This is a genomic window from Mesorhizobium tianshanense, from assembly GCF_007830515.1.
In the GTDB taxonomy this organism is placed as follows: Bacteria; Pseudomonadota; Alphaproteobacteria; order Rhizobiales; family Rhizobiaceae; genus Mesorhizobium; species Mesorhizobium tianshanense.
Genome location: NZ_VLKT01000016.1, coordinates 110605 through 127095 on the forward strand (window position 1 = coordinate 110605; position 16491 = coordinate 127095).

The 16491-nt window shown below is 62.4% G+C and carries 18 protein-coding genes; 2 read left to right on the plus strand and 16 right to left on the minus strand.

Annotated features, from left to right (window positions below; genetic code table 11):
- The first annotated feature begins 12 nt into the window (after window positions 1-12).
- Window positions 13-1197 (plus strand): CaiB/BaiF CoA transferase family protein, encoded by a 1185-nt coding sequence (locus IQ26_RS14810; RefSeq protein WP_145718419.1) that lies wholly within the window; start codon window positions 13-15, stop codon window positions 1195-1197.
- Window positions 1194-2045: a citryl-CoA lyase gene (locus tag IQ26_RS14815; RefSeq protein ID WP_145718421.1), complete on the plus strand. Its 852-nt coding sequence runs from the start codon at window positions 1194-1196 to the stop codon at window positions 2043-2045. The genes IQ26_RS14810 and IQ26_RS14815 overlap by 4 nt, the downstream gene beginning before the upstream one ends.
- A gap of 19 nt (window positions 2046-2064) precedes the next feature.
- Here IQ26_RS14815 and IQ26_RS14820 read toward each other — a convergent pair whose 3' ends face one another.
- The 16 genes from IQ26_RS14820 to IQ26_RS14900 all read right to left on the minus strand — a co-directional run bounded on the left by IQ26_RS14820 (window position 2065) and on the right by IQ26_RS14900 (window position 16379).
- Entirely contained in the window at window positions 2065-2532 is a 468-nt protein-coding gene (locus IQ26_RS14820; RefSeq protein WP_145718423.1) for an NUDIX hydrolase, read from the minus strand.
- Between the two features lie 133 nt (window positions 2533-2665).
- Window positions 2666-2971, minus strand: coding sequence for a hypothetical protein (locus IQ26_RS14825; protein WP_145718425.1), 306 nt, complete (start codon window positions 2969-2971; stop codon window positions 2666-2668).
- 224 nt (window positions 2972-3195) lie between these two features.
- Complete coding sequence (locus IQ26_RS14835; RefSeq protein WP_145718427.1) at window positions 3196-3888, minus strand: response regulator transcription factor; 693 nt, start codon at window positions 3886-3888, stop codon at window positions 3196-3198.
- Entirely contained in the window at window positions 3885-6608 is a 2724-nt protein-coding gene (locus tag IQ26_RS14840) for a sensor histidine kinase (RefSeq protein WP_145718429.1), read from the minus strand. Before IQ26_RS14840 ends, IQ26_RS14835 begins: the two co-directional genes overlap by 4 nt.
- A 52-nt stretch (window positions 6609-6660) precedes the next feature.
- Entirely contained in the window at window positions 6661-7230 is a 570-nt protein-coding gene (gene kdpC / locus IQ26_RS14845) for a potassium-transporting ATPase subunit KdpC (RefSeq protein WP_145718431.1), read from the minus strand.
- A gap of 12 nt (window positions 7231-7242) precedes the next feature.
- Window positions 7243-9336 (minus strand): potassium-transporting ATPase subunit KdpB, encoded by a 2094-nt coding sequence (gene kdpB / locus IQ26_RS14850; protein ID WP_145718433.1) that lies wholly within the window; start codon window positions 9334-9336, stop codon window positions 7243-7245.
- Entirely contained in the window at window positions 9333-9548 is a 216-nt protein-coding gene (locus IQ26_RS14855) for a hypothetical protein (protein WP_145718435.1), read from the minus strand. Before IQ26_RS14855 ends, kdpB begins: the two co-directional genes overlap by 4 nt.
- A 7-nt stretch (window positions 9549-9555) precedes the next feature.
- Entirely contained in the window at window positions 9556-11259 is a 1704-nt protein-coding gene (gene kdpA, locus IQ26_RS14860; RefSeq protein ID WP_145718437.1) for a potassium-transporting ATPase subunit KdpA, read from the minus strand.
- A gap of 34 nt (window positions 11260-11293) precedes the next feature.
- The gene (gene kdpF / locus IQ26_RS14865; protein ID WP_081609884.1) at window positions 11294-11383 is read right to left on the minus strand and encodes a K(+)-transporting ATPase subunit F; all 90 of its coding nucleotides are present in this window, start codon (window positions 11381-11383) and stop codon (window positions 11294-11296) included.
- A 351-nt stretch (window positions 11384-11734) separates the two neighbouring features.
- A complete protein-coding gene (locus tag IQ26_RS14870) occupies window positions 11735-13225 on the minus strand; it encodes a hypothetical protein (RefSeq protein ID WP_145718439.1) in 1491 nt (496 codons plus the stop codon).
- Window positions 13226-13383: 158 nt separating this feature from the next.
- Complete coding sequence (locus tag IQ26_RS14875; RefSeq protein WP_145718441.1) at window positions 13384-14085, minus strand: class I SAM-dependent methyltransferase; 702 nt, start codon at window positions 14083-14085, stop codon at window positions 13384-13386.
- A complete protein-coding gene (locus IQ26_RS14880) occupies window positions 14066-15115 on the minus strand; it encodes a glycosyltransferase family 2 protein (protein WP_145718443.1) in 1050 nt (349 codons plus the stop codon). Before IQ26_RS14880 ends, IQ26_RS14875 begins: the two co-directional genes overlap by 20 nt.
- 171 nt (window positions 15116-15286) lie before the next feature.
- On the minus strand, window positions 15287-15469 hold the full coding sequence (locus IQ26_RS14885; RefSeq protein WP_162457953.1) for a hypothetical protein: 183 nt from the start codon (window positions 15467-15469) through the stop codon (window positions 15287-15289).
- The gene (locus IQ26_RS14890; RefSeq protein ID WP_145718445.1) at window positions 15469-15657 is read right to left on the minus strand and encodes a DUF3606 domain-containing protein; all 189 of its coding nucleotides are present in this window, start codon (window positions 15655-15657) and stop codon (window positions 15469-15471) included. The genes IQ26_RS14885 and IQ26_RS14890 overlap by 1 nt, the downstream gene beginning before the upstream one ends.
- A gap of 54 nt (window positions 15658-15711) precedes the next feature.
- Complete coding sequence (locus tag IQ26_RS14895; protein ID WP_162457956.1) at window positions 15712-15972, minus strand: DUF982 domain-containing protein; 261 nt, start codon at window positions 15970-15972, stop codon at window positions 15712-15714.
- Between the two features lie 176 nt (window positions 15973-16148).
- A complete protein-coding gene (locus IQ26_RS14900; RefSeq protein WP_145718449.1) occupies window positions 16149-16379 on the minus strand; it encodes a hypothetical protein in 231 nt (76 codons plus the stop codon).
- Window positions 16380-16491: the final 112 nt, after the last annotated feature.

Sequence of the window (16491 nt, forward strand, 5' to 3'; positions counted from 1 at the left end):
GTTTGTGACATCATGACCGATCTGCTGTCCGGCATCCGCGTCCTCGACCTGACCAATGTTCTGGCTGGCCCTTATTGCGCCTATCAACTGGCGCTGCTCGGGGCCGATGTGATCAAGGTCGAGGCGCCGCAAGGTGGCGATCTGGCGCGCCAGCTCGGCGGTTCGCCGGAACTCAACAGCACCGGCATGGGCGCTTCGTTCCTGGCGCAGAACTCGGGCAAACGATCGGTGGTGCTCGATCTCAAGAAAGAGGCCGATCGCGAACGCTTCCTCGATCTGGTCGCTTCCGCCGATGCGCTGGTCGAGAACTTCCGCCCCGGCGTGATGGACCGGCTGGGGCTCGGCTACGCCAAGCTGAAAGAGATCCGCCCCAGCCTTGTCTATTGCGCGATTTCGGGCTTCGGCCAGACGGGGCCGATGCGCGACAATCCTGCCTACGACCAGATCATCCAGGGACTGTCCGGCATCATGAGCATCACCGGCACGCCGGAGACCGCGCCGCTGCGTGTCGGCTATCCGGTCGCCGACACGCTGGGCGGGCTGGTCGGGGCGTTCGCCATCACTGCTGCACTTGTGAGGCAGAAGACCAGCGACGAGGGCGCCTTCCTCGACGTGTCGATGCTCGAATGCACGCTCTCCGCGCTGGGCTGGCCGGTCTCCAACTATCTGACGGCTGATGTCGATCCGCAGCCGATGGGCAACGAGAACATGACGGCAGCACCTTCCGGTACGTTTCGCACCGGCGACGGCTTGCTCAACATCGCCGCCAACAAGCAGGAGCAGTTCGTCACGCTCTGCCGGCTGATTGGGCTGCCGGAACTGGCGTCGGACCCGCGCTTTGCCGAGCGTGAGACGCGCAAGCGCAACCGCATCGCCTTGAAGGCGCTGATCGAGGACGCACTGGCGAGCGGCTCGGCCGCGGCGTGGGAGGAGACGCTCAATCGCGCGGGCGTGCCGGCGGGCAGGGTGCTGACGATCCCGCAGGTGCTGGCCGAGCAGCAAGTGATCGGGCGCGACATGACCACCCGCTTCGATGGCGTGTCGAAGATGGACCGGCCGCTGACCGTCGTGCGCGGCGGGTTCATTGTCGATGGCGCGGCACCCTTGCCGACTAGGCCGCCGCCAACATTGGGCGAGCATATGGATGAGGTATTTGCCAGTCTGCCGCCCCGAGCAAACAAGAGGGCGCGGGCATGAGCGGCGCCGAGAAGAAGATCGGCCGCGAGTGCGGTGAGGAATGGTGGCAGACCGGCATCATCGAAATGCGCCCCGGCGTCATCCGGCTGCGCGGCTACGAGATCCAGGATCTGATCGGCCGCGTCAGCTTTCCGGCGATGATCTGGCTGATGCTGCGCGGCGAACTGCCTGGTGAGGAACAGGCGGCGCTGCTCGGCATTGCGCTCGGCGCCGCCGTCGACCATGGGCCGCAGGCGCCGTCGATCGCCATTGCCCGCATGGCGGCCACCTGCGGCGTCGGCATCAACAGCGCCATGGCCTCGGCCATCAATGTGCTTGGCGACGTGCATGGCGGCGCCGGCGAGCAGGCGCTTGCCTTCTATGGCGACATCGCCGCGGCATTGGACGGAGGCACGACGCTTGCCGATGCCGTCTCGGTGCGGCTCGATCGTTTCTTCGCCGAGGAAGAATCTTATGTGCCAGGGCTCGGCCATCGCTTCCATCCGGTCGATCCACGAGCGCCGCGCCTCATCGAGCTGACCCGCGATTTTGCCGCGCGCGGCGTCGTCAGCGGACGCTTCGCCGACATCGCCGAGGCTGTCGAGGCCGAGGTCGCGCGGCGCAAGGGCAGAAAGATCCCGCTCAACATCGACGGCGCCACCGCCGTCATCTATGGCGAGCTCGGCTTCCCGCCGCCGCTGACACGCGGCCTTTTCGTGCTCTCGCGCTCGGTTGGCATATTGGCGCATGCGTGGGAACAGTCGCAGGCGACTGACCGCAACAAGGGGCCGCTGCCGCGCGAATGGCTTTGGGCCTATACCGGCACGCCGGTACGGTCCTTTCCCGAGGGGGATGACGGATCCAAATGAGGCTTTGGTCCGACGTGTGTTAAGCGGGCGCGGGCTGGGGAACCTTCAAGTTCTTCAGCAGCGTCGACAGATCGGGCTCGTCGATAAGCATCGCCGCGTCTTCCGGCGCCAGCCATGCCCGCTGCCGCCTTTTGGCCTCCTGCCAGCTGGCCAGCTCCTCAGTTACCGCCAGCAGATATACGACGACGTCGACGCGGACGAATCGGTTCGTCAGCCGCTTCCAGTAGGAATAGGTGCCGGCCGGCTCCTTCAGCGTCTTGCCGAGAACGCCGGCTTCTTCCTGCGCTTCGATGGTGGCTGCCTTGCGCCCGCTCTTGCCCTTCATCGGCCAACCCTTGGGCACGATGAAGCGCTTGGTCGTGCGCGAGGTGACCAGCATCACCTCGATATCGCCACGCTCGTTCAGCCGAAAGGGAATCGCCGCGACCTGGCGGATCCTTTCGCCTTCCTTTGCCTTGCGTACGACCTTCTTCTTGGTGGCTGCCATTCCCGACGATCCAATCAGGGCAGTGCCCAAGCACAAAGGCACGCTGCGAAATCAAAAACCGCCTTTGATGCTACTTCAAGCACAGTGGCGTACAAGCTATAAGTCGGCTAAATAAATGAAAAGCGCCGGCTCATCAACGGCAGGTGCTGACGAAGCCGTTGCCCGACCGCTGCAGCTGGCAAGTAGGCTTCATCTGCGGCACATCAGGCCGTTGCTGCGGCGCGATCTCGCGATCCTGGGCACGGAACTGCTGCTGCTGCTGCTGGAATTGCTGGCGCCGCAGCCTGTTCTCCAGCATCTGCAATTCGTTTTGCTGGACCAGGGTATTGCGATTGGTAGGATTGAGGACCTGCGCCGAGGTGGCCGGACTTGCGCCTGGCAACGTCGCCGTTGCCAGCATTGCCGACATGAAGATCGTCAATAGGCGAAGTCGCGACATCCATTCATTCCTGCAAACCTTGCGCTCATATAGGGCGTTTGTCCGGCGATGCCATGGTCTCCACTGCGGATCTGCTGCGTACCGGACAGCCGGTCAGCTTTCCCACCTCATTGGCCGGCTTCAGCGGCGCGATTGCCCGAACCGCGGAGCTCTCGGCCGATTGAGTCCGCCCACCCATCGGATTTTACCCAAAACGGTACCCGCTTGGTCCGATGCTCCGGCACTCAATCCACTTCGCGCAGGCGGTATCCGACGCCGGTTTCGGTCGTGATATAGCGCGGCTGGTCCGGCGTTTTCTCGATCTTTTGCCTGAGCTGCCGCACATAAACCCTAAGATACTGCACGTCGGTCGAATCGCCCCAGACCTGTTTCAGCAGAAACTGGTGAGTGAGAACCTTGCCCGCGTGCTGCACCAGGATGCGCAGGATATCATATTCCTTTGGCGAGAGCTTTACTTCCCCGCCCTCGACTTTGACGATGCGTTTCACAAGATCGACCGAGAGATCGCCGGTATGGAACACCGGCTTCTCGCCCTGCTGCTGGAACCTGTGGCGGAGCGCCACGCGGATGCGCGCGACAAGTTCATTCATGCCGAACGGCTTGGTGATGTAGTCATCGGCGCCGAGCTCGAGCGCCGTGACGATGCCGGACTCGTCGGTGCGGCTGGAAAGGATGACCACGGGAATATCGAGGCCATCGTCCCGCCATTTGCGCAGCAAATCGTGGCCGCCCATGCCGGGCAGGCCGAGATCGAGCAGGATCAGGTCCGGCTTCTCCATCTCGACGAGCTCGATCGCCGCCTTGGCGTTCGGCGCCTCGCTGATCGCATAGCCCTGGCTGCCGAGACCGACGCGGAGCAGTTTTCGGATCGGCGGCTCGTCATCGACGACCAATATGCTGACGTTTGAATGTGTCATGCCAAATCGTCCGCATTTGGATCGCCCATGGGAGGCAGTTCCGTCGGAACGGGCATCCTGATGGTGAAGACCGCGCCCGAGCGGTCGGTCCTGTTTGCCGCCGATATGGTCCCGCCCATCGCCTCGATGAAGCCGCGGCAGATCGACAGACCGAGCCCGGTGCCGGCACGGACCTGGTCGCGCTTGCGCACCCGGTAGAAGGTGTCGAAAATTCGCTCCAGATCCGCCGGTGGAATGCCCGGCCCCTCATCCATGATCTGCAGGATGACGGAGCCATTGTCGACCCAGCCCCGCAGCCGGATTGTCGACCCTGGCGGTGCATATTTCGCGGCGTTGTCGAGCAGATTGAACAGCACCTGCTCGAACAGGACCGGATCGAGCTTCAGCATCGGCAGATTCTGCGGAATGTCGATCTCGGTCTTGTGCTCGCCGATGATTTTCTTCGCTCTTTGCAAGGCGGAGCCGACAATGTCGCCGACGTAGTGGAAGGCGTAGCTCGGTTCCATCGCGCCGGATTCGATCTTGGTCATGTCGAGCAGATTGGCGATGAAACGGTTCAGCCGCTCGGATTCGTCGAGCACGGTCGACAAGAGCTCCGTCCGATCCTGCTCGGGAAGTGCGGGCGCGAACTCCCTCAGCGTCCCGGCAGCCCCCATGATGGCCGCGAGCGGCGTTTTCAGGTCATGGGAAATCGAGGTCAGCAATGCCGAGCGCAGGCGGTCCGCCTCGGCCGCGAGCTTGGCCCGGTCGACATCGGCGACAAGCTGGATGCGCTCGATGGCGACCGCCGCCTGGTCGGCGAGAGCGTCGAGCAGACGCTGCTGCTCGGGCGTCAGCAGCGGTCCCTGCTTGTCGTTGTCGAGGCCGACGACACCGACCGCCGTGCGGCCGGTGCGCAAGGGAAGATAGAGGCGCTTTGCGCCGGGTAGTGTGTCGGCGCCACGGCCCGCGGGGCGATCGTGCTCCCAGGCCCAGCGGGCGGCCGCGATGTCGGCCTCGGCCAGCGTGTCGTCAGGCGGATAGCCGGCCTTGACGGTGATCGAGCCGTTCTCGGGCAAAAGCAGCACCACGCGCAATTTCAGCATCGAAGCGATCTGGAAGGCGGTGGCCCAGAGCACGTCGTCGAGCGTGCCGGCGCCGGCGAGCTTCTTTGCGAAGAGATAGATGTCTTCCGTGGCCCGTGCCCGCGCGCGGGCGGCGACCGCTTGGCGCTGCACGCGCGCCGTCAGATTGCTGGCAATGACGGCAACGACGAGGAAGACGGCCAGCGCAACGATGCTCTCCGGATCCTGGATCGTCAGCGTGTAGCGTGGTTCCAGGAAGAAATAGTTGAAGGCAAGGGCGCTGACGAGGCAGGCATACAAAGCCGGCCAGAGACCGCCGGCCACCGCCGACGTCAGGACCCCGATGAGAAAGATGATCGCCAGATTGCGGACGTCGAGAAACTGGTCGAGAAGGACGGCGAAGGCGAGCGAGCCAGCAACATAGGCTGTGGCCTTGAGATAGGGCCAGATCTCGAACTGCCACGGCTCCTCCGCCGCCTTGATGGTCCTCGACGTCGCCTCTGCGTTGCGTTCGGTTCCCGAAATGACATGGACGCTGATGTCGCCGGCATTGCGGATGAGATCATAAGTGAGCGAGCCTTCGATCAATTCCCGCCAGCGCGATCGGGTCGGCCTGCCGATCACGATATGGGTGAAGTTGCTCGCGGTCGCATGGCGCACGATATCCTGCGCGACGTTCTGACCCGGAATGGTCGTCACCTCGGCGCCGAGCTGCTCGGCAAGGCGCAGCAGCGTTGCCAGCCGATCCTTGTCCTCCTCGGACATGCCGGCCGAACGAGGAGTATCGACATGAAGCGCCGTCCAGGGGGCGCGGAGCCGGTCGGCCAGCCGGCGCGCATAGCGGACGCGGGCCGCCCCGCCCGGACGCGCGTCGACGCAGACAAGAACCCTTTCCCCCGCCGCCCACGGTCCGGGAATGGCGTGTGCCTGCATGTGGTTCAGCAACTGCTCATCGACACGCTGGGCGGTACGCCGCAGCGCCAGTTCCCTGAGCGCCGTCAGATTGCCCGGCGAGAAATAGTTCTCGATGGCGCGCTGGGCGGTGTTGGGAAAGTAGACCTTGCCTTCCCTTAGCCGCTTGATCAGGTCGTCGGGGGTGAGGTCGATGATCTCGACGTCGTCGGCCTGATCGATGACGGAATCGGGAACCGTTTCGCGCACCCGCACACGCGTGATCTGGGCCACGACATCGTTCAGGCTCTCGACATGCTGGATGTTGAGCGTCGTGTAGACGTCGATGCCATGCGTCAGGATTTCCTGAACGTCGAGATAGCGTTTGGGATGACGGCTGCCGGGCGCGTTGGTGTGGGCGAGTTCGTCGACGAGAACCAGCGCCGGGCGCCGGGCAAGGATGGCATCGATATCCATCTCGTCCAGCATACGCCCCTTGTAGTCGACCTGACTGCGCGGGATGACCTCAAAGCCTTCGACCAGCGCCTGGGTTTCCTTGCGGCCGTGCGTCTCGACAATGCCGATCACCACGTCGATCCCGTCGGCCAGTCTGGCGCGGCCCGCCATCAGCATCTCATAGGTCTTGCCGACGCCGGGGGCTGCGCCCAGGAATATCCTCAGACGACCGCGCTCCTCGCGCTCCGCATGGTCGAGCAGCGCGTCGGGAGAGGGTCTTGTTTCTGCGTTGCGGCTCTCGTCCGGCATCAGCATCGATCATCAATGGCGCCGGGGACCGTGTCGATCCCCGTACCCGCCATCATTGCTTCGTCGCATCGTCCAGTGCAAGGTTGAGGGCAAGCACGTTGACGACCGGCTCGCCCATGAAGCCGAGCTCGCGGCTCTCGACGTGGCTGTCGACGAGCGACTTGATCTTCGCCTCATCGACGCCCCTGGCCTTGGCCACCCTGGCGACCTGGAAGTAGGCGGCTTCGGGACTGATGTGCGGATCGAGGCCGCTGCCGGATGTGGTGACGAGGTCCATCGGCACCGGCGCGCCCGGATTTTCCGCCTTCAATTTCTCGGCGTCGCCCTTGATGCGGTCGATCAGCTTAGCATTGGTCGGGCCGAGATTGGAACCGCTGGAAGCGGCGGCGTTGTAGCCGTCGCCGGCGGCCGAGGGGCGGCCGTGGAAGTAGGTGTCGCCGGCGAAGGCCTGGCCGATCAGTTCGGAACCGATAACCTTGCCATCCTTCTCGATCAGGCTGCCATTGGCCTGGTTGGGAAACAGGGCCTGGGCGATGCCGGTCATGCCGATCGGATAGATAAGGCCGGTCAGCACCGTGAAGAAGACGATCATGATGATCGCGGGTCTGATTTGATTGAGCATGGACATGGTTCCTTATGCGAGGCCGACGGCGGTGATGATCATGTCGATCAGCTTGATGCCGACGAAGGGCACGATGATGCCGCCGAGGCCGTAGACGAGAAGGTTGCGGCTGAGCAGCGCGCCGGCGCCGATGGCGCGGTATTTGACGCCCTTCAGCGATAGCGGGATCAGCGCGATGATGATCAGCGCGTTGAAGATGATCGCCGACAGGATGGCGCTCTGCGGCGTCGCCAGATGCATGATGTTGAGCGCCTGCAGCGGGCCCGACGTCTGCCCCGGCGCGACGTAGAAGACGGCGAACATGGCGGGGATAATGGCGAAGTACTTGGCCACGTCGTTTGCGATGGAGAAGGTCGTCAGCGAGCCGCGCGTCATCAACAGCGCCTTGCCGATCTCGACGATCTCGATCAGCTTGGTCGGGTCGCTGTCGAGATCGACCATGTTGCCGGCTTCGCGCGCGGCGACCGTGCCGGTGTTCATGGCGACGCCGACATCGGCCTGAGCAAGGGCGGGGGCATCGTTGGTGCCGTCGCCGCACATGGCGACCAGCTTGCCCTTGGCCTGTTCGTCGCGGATCAGCTTCAACTTGTCCTCGGGCGTCGCCTGGGCGAGGAAGTCATCGACGCCGGCTTCAGCGGCGATCGCTGCCGCCGTCATCGGATTGTCGCCGGTGATCATCACCGTGCGAATGCCCATCTTGCGCAGTTCGGCGAAGCGTTCCCTGATGCCGCCCTTGACGATGTCCTTGAGGTGGACGACGCCAAGCAGGCGCCCGTCGCGCTCGACCGCCAGCGGCGTGCCGCCGGACTTGCCAATCTCGTCGGCGATCGCCTGCAGGTCGCGGACGGCGTCGCTGGCCGGGCGTGCACCGCTGCCGGCTGATATCGACTGGTTGACATGGGCGAGAACTGAATCGATGGCGCCCTTGCGGATCGACGAGCCGTCGATATCGACGCCGCTCATGCGGGTCTGCGCGGTGAAGGGCACGAAAGCGGCATGCAGCGTTGCCATGTCGCGAGCGCGGATGCCGTATTTCTCCTTGGCCAGCACGACGATCGAGCGACCCTCGGGCGTTTCGTCGGCTAGCGAGGCGAGTTGCGCCGCATCGGCCAATTCCTGTTCGGTGACGCCTTTGACCGGGCGGAACTCCGTGGCCTGGCGGTTGCCGAGCGTGATCGTTCCGGTCTTGTCGAGCAGCAGCGTGTCGACGTCGCCCGCGGCTTCGACGGCACGGCCCGACATGGCCAGCACGTTGAAACGCACCAGTCGGTCCATGCCGGCGATGCCGATGGCCGAAAGCAGGGCGCCGATTGTGGTCGGGATCAAGGTCACGAACAGCGCGACCAGCACGGTGACCGAGATGTAGCCGCCGGAATAGGAAGCAAAGCTCGGGATTGTCGCAGTGGCCAGCACGAAGATCAGCGTCATGCCGACAAGCAGGATATTGAGCGCGATCTCGTTGGGCGTCTTCTGGCGCGCGGCTCCTTCGACCAGCGAGATCATGCGGTCGAGGAAAGTATGGCCTGACGCCGCGGTGATGCGCACGCGGATCCAGTCGGACAGCACCTGCGTGCCGCCGGTCACGGCCGAACGATCGCCGCCGGATTCGCGGATGACCGGAGCGGATTCGCCGGTTATCGCCGCCTCGTTGACCGAGGCGACGCCTTCGATCACCTCGCCGTCCGACGGAATGATGTCGCCGGCCTCGACCAGCACCGCGTCACCGACCTTCAGGCTGGTGCCGGGCACCAGCTTGAATTTGGTGCGGTCGTCGCCGGTCAACAGCTTGGCCTGCGTTTCGGTGCGCGCCTTGCGCAACGAGTCGGCCTGCGCCTTGCCGCGGCCCTCGGCGACCGCTTCGGCGAAATTGGCGAACAGCACCGTGAACCATAGCCAGATGATGATCTGCAGCGAGAAGCCGAGATCGCCGCCGCCAGTGACAAGATCCTTGACGAACAGGACTGACGTGAGCGCCGAGACGACGGCGACAACGAACATCACAGGATTTCTGCTCAAGGTGCGTGGGTTCAATTTCCGGAACGCTCCGCCAATGGCGGGCCCCAGTATGCGGGCATCCATGATAACAGCGGATTTGGACTGGCTCATTTGGTGGCTCCAGTGTCGATGTTGTTGGACGGCGCCGCCCGATCGGATGCCGAAAGCAGATGCGGAAGCCCGGAGGCCAGCAGCCAGATCACGATCATGACTGCCGCGATGCCCAGGAAGGTGGATATGGTCGGGAAGGGAGGGGGCGTTGCCTCCCCCTCATTGTCGGCTCGGGGCCGAGCCTTGCGACGCATGATGTTGAACCAGCTCATGACTGTCTCAGAAGGTCTGTCCACTGATCGTCGCCAGATGCTCGACGATCGGTCCGACGGCCAGAGCCGGGAAGAAGGTGAGGCCGCCGACGATCAGGATGACGCCGACCAGCAGCCCGACGAACAGCGGTCCGTCGGTCGGGAAGGTGCCGGCGGAGGCGGGGACCGTCTTCTTGGCGACCAGCGAACCGGCGATTGCCAGAGCCGGGATGATGACCAGGAAGCGGCCCATCAGCATGCCGATGCCGAGCGTGATATTGTACCAGGGCGTGTTGCCCGTCAGACCGCCAAAGGCCGAGCCGTTGTTGGCGGCAGCCGAGGTGTAGGCATAGAGAACTTCGGAGAAGCCGTGCGGGCCGGCATTGGCTATGGAAGCGACGCCGGTCGGCAGCACCACCGCGATGGCGGTGAAGATCAGCATCGCCAGCGGCAGGCAGAGAATGGCCAGCATTGCCATCTTGACCTCCTTGGCCTCAATCTTCTTGCCGAGATATTCGGGCGTGCGTCCGACCATCAGTCCGGCGACGAAGACGGCGATCACGATGTACATCAAGATGCCGTAGAGACCGGCGCCGACACCGCCGACAATGACCTCGCCGAGTTGCATGTTGATGATCGGGATCATGCCGCCAAGCGCGGTGAAGCTGTCATGCATGGCGTTGACGGCGCCGCAGGACGCGGCCGTGGTGATGACCGCAAACAGCGCCGACAAAGCGATGCCGAAACGTGTTTCCTTGCCTTCCATGTTGCCGCCGTCGATACCGAGCGCATGCACCAGCGGGTTGCCGGCGGCTTCCGCCCAGTAGCAGATCGCGATACCGGCAATGAACAGGACGCCCATCGCCGACAGGATCGCCCAGCCCTGTCGCTGACTGCCGATCATGCGGCCGAAGACGTTGGTTAGTGCAGCGCCGATGGCAAAGATCGTTACCATCTGGATCAGGTTCGAGATCGCATTGGGATTTTCGAAGGGATGCGCGGCATTGGCGTTGAAGAAGCCGCCGCCGTTGGTACCAAGCATCTTGATGGCGACCTGTGAGGCGACAGGCCCGACTGCGATCGTTTGCTGCGCGCCTTCCAGCGTCGTTGCGTTGATATAGGCGCCGAGCGTCTGCGGCACGCCGAGATAGACATAGACCAATGTCAGCACGATGCAGAGCGGCAACAGCAGGTAAAGGGTGCACCGGGTCATGTCGACCCAGAAATTGCCGATCGATTTGCCGGAAGCCTTGGCGAAGCCGCGGATCAGCGCGATAGCGATGGCGATACCGGTCGCCGCGGACAGGAAGTTCTGCACGGTGAGGCCGGCTATCTGCACGAGATAGGACATCGTGCTTTCGCCGCCGTAGTTCTGCCAGTTGGTGTTGGTCATGAAGCTGGCGGCGGTGTTGAAAGCAAGTCCGGGTTCGACGGCGGTCATGCCGGCCGGATTCAGGGGCAGGCTTCCCTGCAGACGCTGCAGGAAATAGAGCACCAGGAAACCGGCCAGATTGAAGACCAACAGCGCCGCCGCATAGGTCATCCAGTGCTGCTCCTCGCGCTCGCTGGTTCCCGAGATGCGATAAAGGGCACGCTCGAGCGGGCCAAGAACCGGCGAGAGAAATGTGCGGTCGCCATTGAAAACGCGATGCATGTAGCCGCCGAGCGGCTTCACCAGCAAAACGACGATCCCGCAATAAGCAAGGATCTGTATCCATCCGTTGAGAGTCATTGATATAGCTTTCCGTGCCTGGCGCCAGTTGCTGTCAGAAGCGTTCTGGGCGAACGAGGGCGTAAGTCAGGTAGGCGAGAAGGAACAAGGTCACACCGCCACCAAGGATATAGTCGACAAGCATGTTGCGATCCTTCCGCCTAAAGATTGTCGCAGGCTTTGACGTAGGCGAAGAACAGGGCAAAAAACAAAACCCCTACCCCGAGAACGATGATATCCATCGTGCATGTTCCTTATCTTCGTTTAGCTTCGCATCATCTGCGGACGGCTGTGCCAAAATCTCGTGGAAATACGCGGTCACTGCAGCAAGCGGTGACCGATGTGTGTTTCCCTGTGAAATATGGATCAAAGTGCCATAAAGGTTCGAGACGTCGCGGACAGGAAAGAAATAAAATTCCTATAAGGATTTTACTGTCGCGATCTCAACGCCGGCACGGCGTTTCAAGTCGTGTGCCGGCAATAAAACTACAGAAAATCAAGCGCCGGGCACGTAGATCACGGCGTATTTGTCTGAATACGCCCGCTTCCAGCCCAACTCGTCGAAGAAGGGAATGCGGCTGTCGTCCGCGGTCAGTAGCGCCCAGTCGATCGCATATTTCTTGAGCTGTTCCTGAAGGATCGGCTTTCCGCCACTGCGGCCCATTTCGGTATCCGTCTTCGTAAAGCCGTTGAGAAAGAGCTGATCCGTCCGGCCGTCGATGAATGTCTTGATGCCGTGGAAGATCAAGCTGCCGCCAAAATTATACGAATTCAGGACATTGCCCGACAGATGATGGCTTTCGGCGAATGTAAGCGCGTCCCTGGCGGAAGTCTTCTGGCTCGGCTCGGCCTGGTAGGCGCTGGTAAGCACAGCGATCGCGCCCACCACCAGAACGCCGACCACGCCGCAGATCTGGTAAAACCATTTGGCGAAGAACCGTTCCAGCCCGTCGCGCTTGTCCGCCATCCATTTGGCCAGGGAAAGTGCGGGATATTGCTCAGCCACCTCGGTAGCGAGAACGATCGGGACAAGCAGAAAGAACAGGTACATGAACCGAATGTGGGTGAGATAGACATGCAAGGTGAAGACAAGGAACAATGCCTTGGCCCAGCCGATCTGCAGTCTCGAAACCAACAGCCCGAAAAGGACCGCCAGCAGGGCCACCTCCTGGAAGCCGTGCTCCGAGGCGTTGAACGGCCGCCATTCCAGGATGTAGGGCACCGCTTCATTGCCATAGGCCACCGTGAAGGTGGCGAGTATGGCCTTGACGCCATAGGGATTGAGCAGGCTGACCAGCGGACAAAGCAGCCCGAAGGCGATCCAACTGGCCAGCAGCCGGGGGTTCGACAGGCGTATGCGCATGAGAAGATCGAGGCCGGCGAAAGCCGCGATGACGAAGCCGAAGGTGAACGTCGCGTGGAGGTTGGCCCACAGGCAAAGCAGCGGCAACAGCCATAGAGGCGGGGCCAACTCGCTGCGCGCGACACCGAAAAGATACGCGGTCCAGACGACGATGATGGGCAAGGTGAAGATGTGCGGTCGCGCGATATAGACCGGGTCGACGAGGAGCGCCAGAACGAGCGTCAGTCCTACCGCCAGTGTCGGCTTCAGCCAGGCGCTGAGATGCCACGACATCAAGAAGACCGCCAGGGCGACCACGGCGATCGTCAGCAGCGCGACGCCGTTCCAGCCGGCTGTCTTGTAGGCAAGCGCAAGAAGAACCTGCCCGAGCCATTCCTTGGCGATCCATGGATGGCCGGCAGAAGTGTAGGAATAGGTGTCGGCCGTCGGGAATGTGCGGCTTGCCAGGAGATCCTGCCCGACCTTGATGTGCCACCAACTGTCGGGGTCCTGCAGCAGCGACGCGGCGAGCGCCAGGAGCGCGGCCGCCATGACGGTCGCCGCGACCAGGCAAAACACCAGCCTTGCGCGCCGGTTGTCGTCGATCAACGGCGCTGCCTCATGGGAGGCCTGTATCTGGAGCATGGGATATCCCCCGAGCTGCTTGCTGCCGATAGATCGGCGGACTTTCAAGTCGAGTCGTACCGTCGTTTGTGCAACGGATTGTCCCAAAACCGGTCCCCACCTTCGGGTCAGGCCCGAAGGCAGGCTTTTGGGTCCGATGCTTTGGCATCGTCGGATGATCAAACGGCAGGCTTGACCGCATGCACGAAATACTGGGCTCCAAGGGGAATCGTGGCGAGGAAGCGCTCCAAGGGTCGCAATCTTGCGAACAGACGCGGGAAAAAGATCCGGTAGACGATATCGGGCCCGGAGAAGCCCGCCGCGGCCATTCGCGCGCGCATGTCGCGGCCGTGGATCAGAACAGCGTTCTCGTCGAAAGCACAGCTTCGCACTGCATGCGTCGTCAGCGGATTCCAAGGATTGTGTTCGAACAGAAAGAAGCTGCCGCCAGTGGCCAGCACTCTTTCGATCTCCTTGATCAGGCCGACATGAAGGTTTTCAGGAATGTGATGGAACACGCAAGCGGCGAAGGCGAGATCGAAACTTCCGTCGCCATAAGGGATCGTTTCGCCGTCGAAGTGCCTGAAATCGGCCTGGCCGGGAAAGCGCTTGCGGGCGATGTCGAGCGACTGCGAAGATGGGTCGAGCAAGGTGATTTCGGCGTCGGGAAAAGCAGCCCGCATCGGGCCCAGTGAGTTTCCGACGCCCGCGCCGAAATCGAGTATCCGCCTCGGCTTCACGCCTGAGCGGGCGAGCCTTGCCGCGACATCATCGATTTTGTACTGCGCAAAGAAATCCGGCGTCTCGCCGCTCAGCCGGATGCTTGCGGCATGCTGCTGCTGATATTCCTGCGCGAACTGGTCAAACTCTGCCTGAAGCACGTGCTGCTCCCTTCGTCAGTTCCAGGGCCAACTCCTGCAGGCGATGGACGGGCAGCTCCTCGGCGGCGGGATCGTGGGCGGCGATCTCGTTTATGAGGTAGAGGGGCCGTCGTTTGGTCTCCATATACATGCGCCCGAGATACTCGCCGAAAATCCCGAGGACCAGAAGCTGAACGCTGCCGAGGATCAGGACGATCGCGGCCAGGCTGGTCCAGCCAGGCAACACGCTGCCGACAAACCATGAGAAGAGCGTGTAGCCAAGAGCAGCAAGTCCGAGAAAACCGAAGATCATGCCCAGATGCGAGGCAAACCGCAGGGGCACGATGGAGAAGCTCGTCATCGCGTCCATCGCCAGCAGCACCATCTTCCTCAACGGGTAGTGCGTGGCGCCGGCGAAGCGCTGGTGCCGTTCATAGGGAAAGGCCACCTGCTTCAAGCCGATCCAGCTCACCATGCCGCGAATGAAGCGGTAACGCTCGGGCATCGCATTGAGATGATCGAGCGCGCGGCGGCTCATCAGGCGAAAGTCCCCGGAATCGAGCGCCATGTCGACGTCGACCATCTTGCGCAGCAGACGGTAGAACACGGCGGCGGTTGCGCGCTTGAACCAGCCTTCGCCCTGGCGCTTCAGCCGCTGGCCATAGACGACGTCGAACCCCTCATCCATCTTTGCCGTCATGGCCTTAAGCAATTCCGGCGGGTCCTGCAGGTCGGCATCGAGAATGAGAATGCGCTGGCCGCGACAAAACTCCAGGCCAGCGCTGAGCGCGATCTGGTGGCCGTAATTGCGGGCAAGGTCCAGGCCGACGACGTGGCTGTCCTGTTTGGCGAACGCGAAAATGGCCTCGCGGGTGCCGTCGGTCGCTCCATCGACGACTAGGACAATTTCGTAGGAATGCCCGACTTGTTCACGGCAAACGGCTGTGACGCGCCGGTAAAGTTCGGCGATCCCATCGATTTCATTGTAGCACGGCACGACAACAGACAGCGCGATGGCGCGTCGCGTGGCGATTTTCTCTGTTTGCGCCAAAAGCCCAGCTCCCGTGATTGGAACGGGAATAGGCTGAATTTGTTAGAAAACCGATAAGCTGCTGAGGATTTCCGGCCCGACGCCAAAACAAAAAGAGGTGTGCGGGTAGCTGGACGCGTGCGACAGCGATGCGGGGACACGGCGAAGACGGACGCTCCGCCAGATGGCGGCTCAGCCTTCGGCCTTGAAGTTCTTTGCTTCCTTCTCGACCTTGGCGCTGTCCTTGCCGTGCTTGCGCATCAGATCCTTCGCTTGATTGGGCGAAACGTCGGTGGTCTCGGCCAGGCGCAGGGCTTCCTTGTCGTCCTGTTCGCGCTTCTTCCGATCGGCCATCGCGGCTTTCTCGTCAGGCATCACAACGCCTTTATGCTCTCGGCGATCTCATTCAGCACCTTGCGGTCGGTGCCGTGGCGCTTGATGAGCGTGCGAGCTTGGTCCGGAGTGATGCCGGCTTCCTCGGCGAAATGCCTCACCTCATAGTCTTCGTCGCCGGCCACTCGTGAACGATCGCGGTTGTCGGTCCTGGTCTTGTCGTCGTCCATGGCGGTTCTCCTCGTTTCAACGAAGGCATAACGAGGAAGTTTTTGCGAGGTTCCTTAATGCCGGCCTTCGCGCACAAACACATTGGCTTCCTTGGCTGCGGCTGTGAAAGCCCGCCGCGCGCTGCCGACCGCCCGCCGCTGCTCCATCGCATCCATCATGGCCTTCAAGGCCGCGCGGTATTTCGGCCCGCGCATTTCGTCTGGCCACTTGTCGACCAGAAGCGAGGCCGCCTGAGCCGTCCTCGTCACATAGAGGGAGCGTCCGATCCGTTCGCTCTCGATTGTCACGGGAACGTCGAATTGTTCATCACGCATGGACGCAACTCCTTGACTCCAACGAAAGAAACGACGCAGCGGGCTATTCGTTCCGATGGCGAATGGCGTCATCCGTCTGGCGTCATCCCGATCGCAAATTCATGGTTACGGAGTCGCTCATGTCGCAGGTGTAGCTCAGATCGTGAGCAAGCTCGTTGCGGGCAGGGCGACATGCATTAGCGGGACCGGTGGTCGAACACGACCCCCATGGTCCTACCAATTGCGGTCATGACGATAAGCTCGACCAGATGGTCGTCGCTGTCCCCACAAGCCGGGGCTGCCCGGCGGATGGCATCTATTGCGGCTCTGGTCGATATGGTGTCGCCGGCGCGGAATTTTGAAAGCGCAGATGAAACAAGTTCCTGGGCGGTCAAGTCAACGACAGGCGATTTGGACGCTACGTTCATTGGCTTCTCCCGCCAAGAACTCCCTCTCATGAGAATGATACGCCGAATGGCAGTTTCCGCCAGCGAAATAGTGGTCCGACCAGAGGCCGGCCGGACCGGCCAAGATTCCTCT

Bases quoted from the DNA above. Each gene is read 5' to 3' on its own strand.
- IQ26_RS14810 (WP_145718419.1), top strand. From the start codon at position 13: ATGACCGATCTGCTGTCCGGCATCCGCGTCCTCGACCTGACCAATGTT.
- IQ26_RS14815 (WP_145718421.1), top strand. From the start codon at position 1,194: ATGAGCGGCGCCGAGAAGAAGATCGGCCGCGAGTGCGGTGAGGAATGG.
- IQ26_RS14820 (WP_145718423.1), bottom strand. From the start codon at position 2,532: ATGGCAGCCACCAAGAAGAAGGTCGTACGCAAGGCAAAGGAAGGCGAA.
- IQ26_RS14825 (WP_145718425.1), bottom strand. From the start codon at position 2,971: ATGTCGCGACTTCGCCTATTGACGATCTTCATGTCGGCAATGCTGGCA.
- IQ26_RS14835 (WP_145718427.1), bottom strand. From the start codon at position 3,888: ATGACACATTCAAACGTCAGCATATTGGTCGTCGATGACGAGCCGCCG.
- IQ26_RS14840 (WP_145718429.1), bottom strand. From the start codon at position 6,608: ATGCCGGACGAGAGCCGCAACGCAGAAACAAGACCCTCTCCCGACGCG.
- kdpC (WP_145718431.1), bottom strand. From the start codon at position 7,230: ATGCTCAATCAAATCAGACCCGCGATCATCATGATCGTCTTCTTCACG.
- kdpB (WP_145718433.1), bottom strand. From the start codon at position 9,336: ATGAGCCAGTCCAAATCCGCTGTTATCATGGATGCCCGCATACTGGGG.
- IQ26_RS14855 (WP_145718435.1), bottom strand. From the start codon at position 9,548: ATGAGCTGGTTCAACATCATGCGTCGCAAGGCTCGGCCCCGAGCCGAC.
- kdpA (WP_145718437.1), bottom strand. From the start codon at position 11,259: ATGACTCTCAACGGATGGATACAGATCCTTGCTTATTGCGGGATCGTC.
- kdpF (WP_081609884.1), bottom strand. From the start codon at position 11,383: ATGCTTGTCGACTATATCCTTGGTGGCGGTGTGACCTTGTTCCTTCTC.
- IQ26_RS14870 (WP_145718439.1), bottom strand. From the start codon at position 13,225: ATGCTCCAGATACAGGCCTCCCATGAGGCAGCGCCGTTGATCGACGAC.
- IQ26_RS14885 (WP_162457953.1), bottom strand. From the start codon at position 15,469: ATGCCTGACGAGAAAGCCGCGATGGCCGATCGGAAGAAGCGCGAACAG.
- IQ26_RS14890 (WP_145718445.1), bottom strand. From the start codon at position 15,657: ATGGACGACGACAAGACCAGGACCGACAACCGCGATCGTTCACGAGTG.
- IQ26_RS14895 (WP_162457956.1), bottom strand. From the start codon at position 15,972: ATGCGTGATGAACAATTCGACGTTCCCGTGACAATCGAGAGCGAACGG.
- IQ26_RS14900 (WP_145718449.1), bottom strand. From the start codon at position 16,379: ATGAACGTAGCGTCCAAATCGCCTGTCGTTGACTTGACCGCCCAGGAA.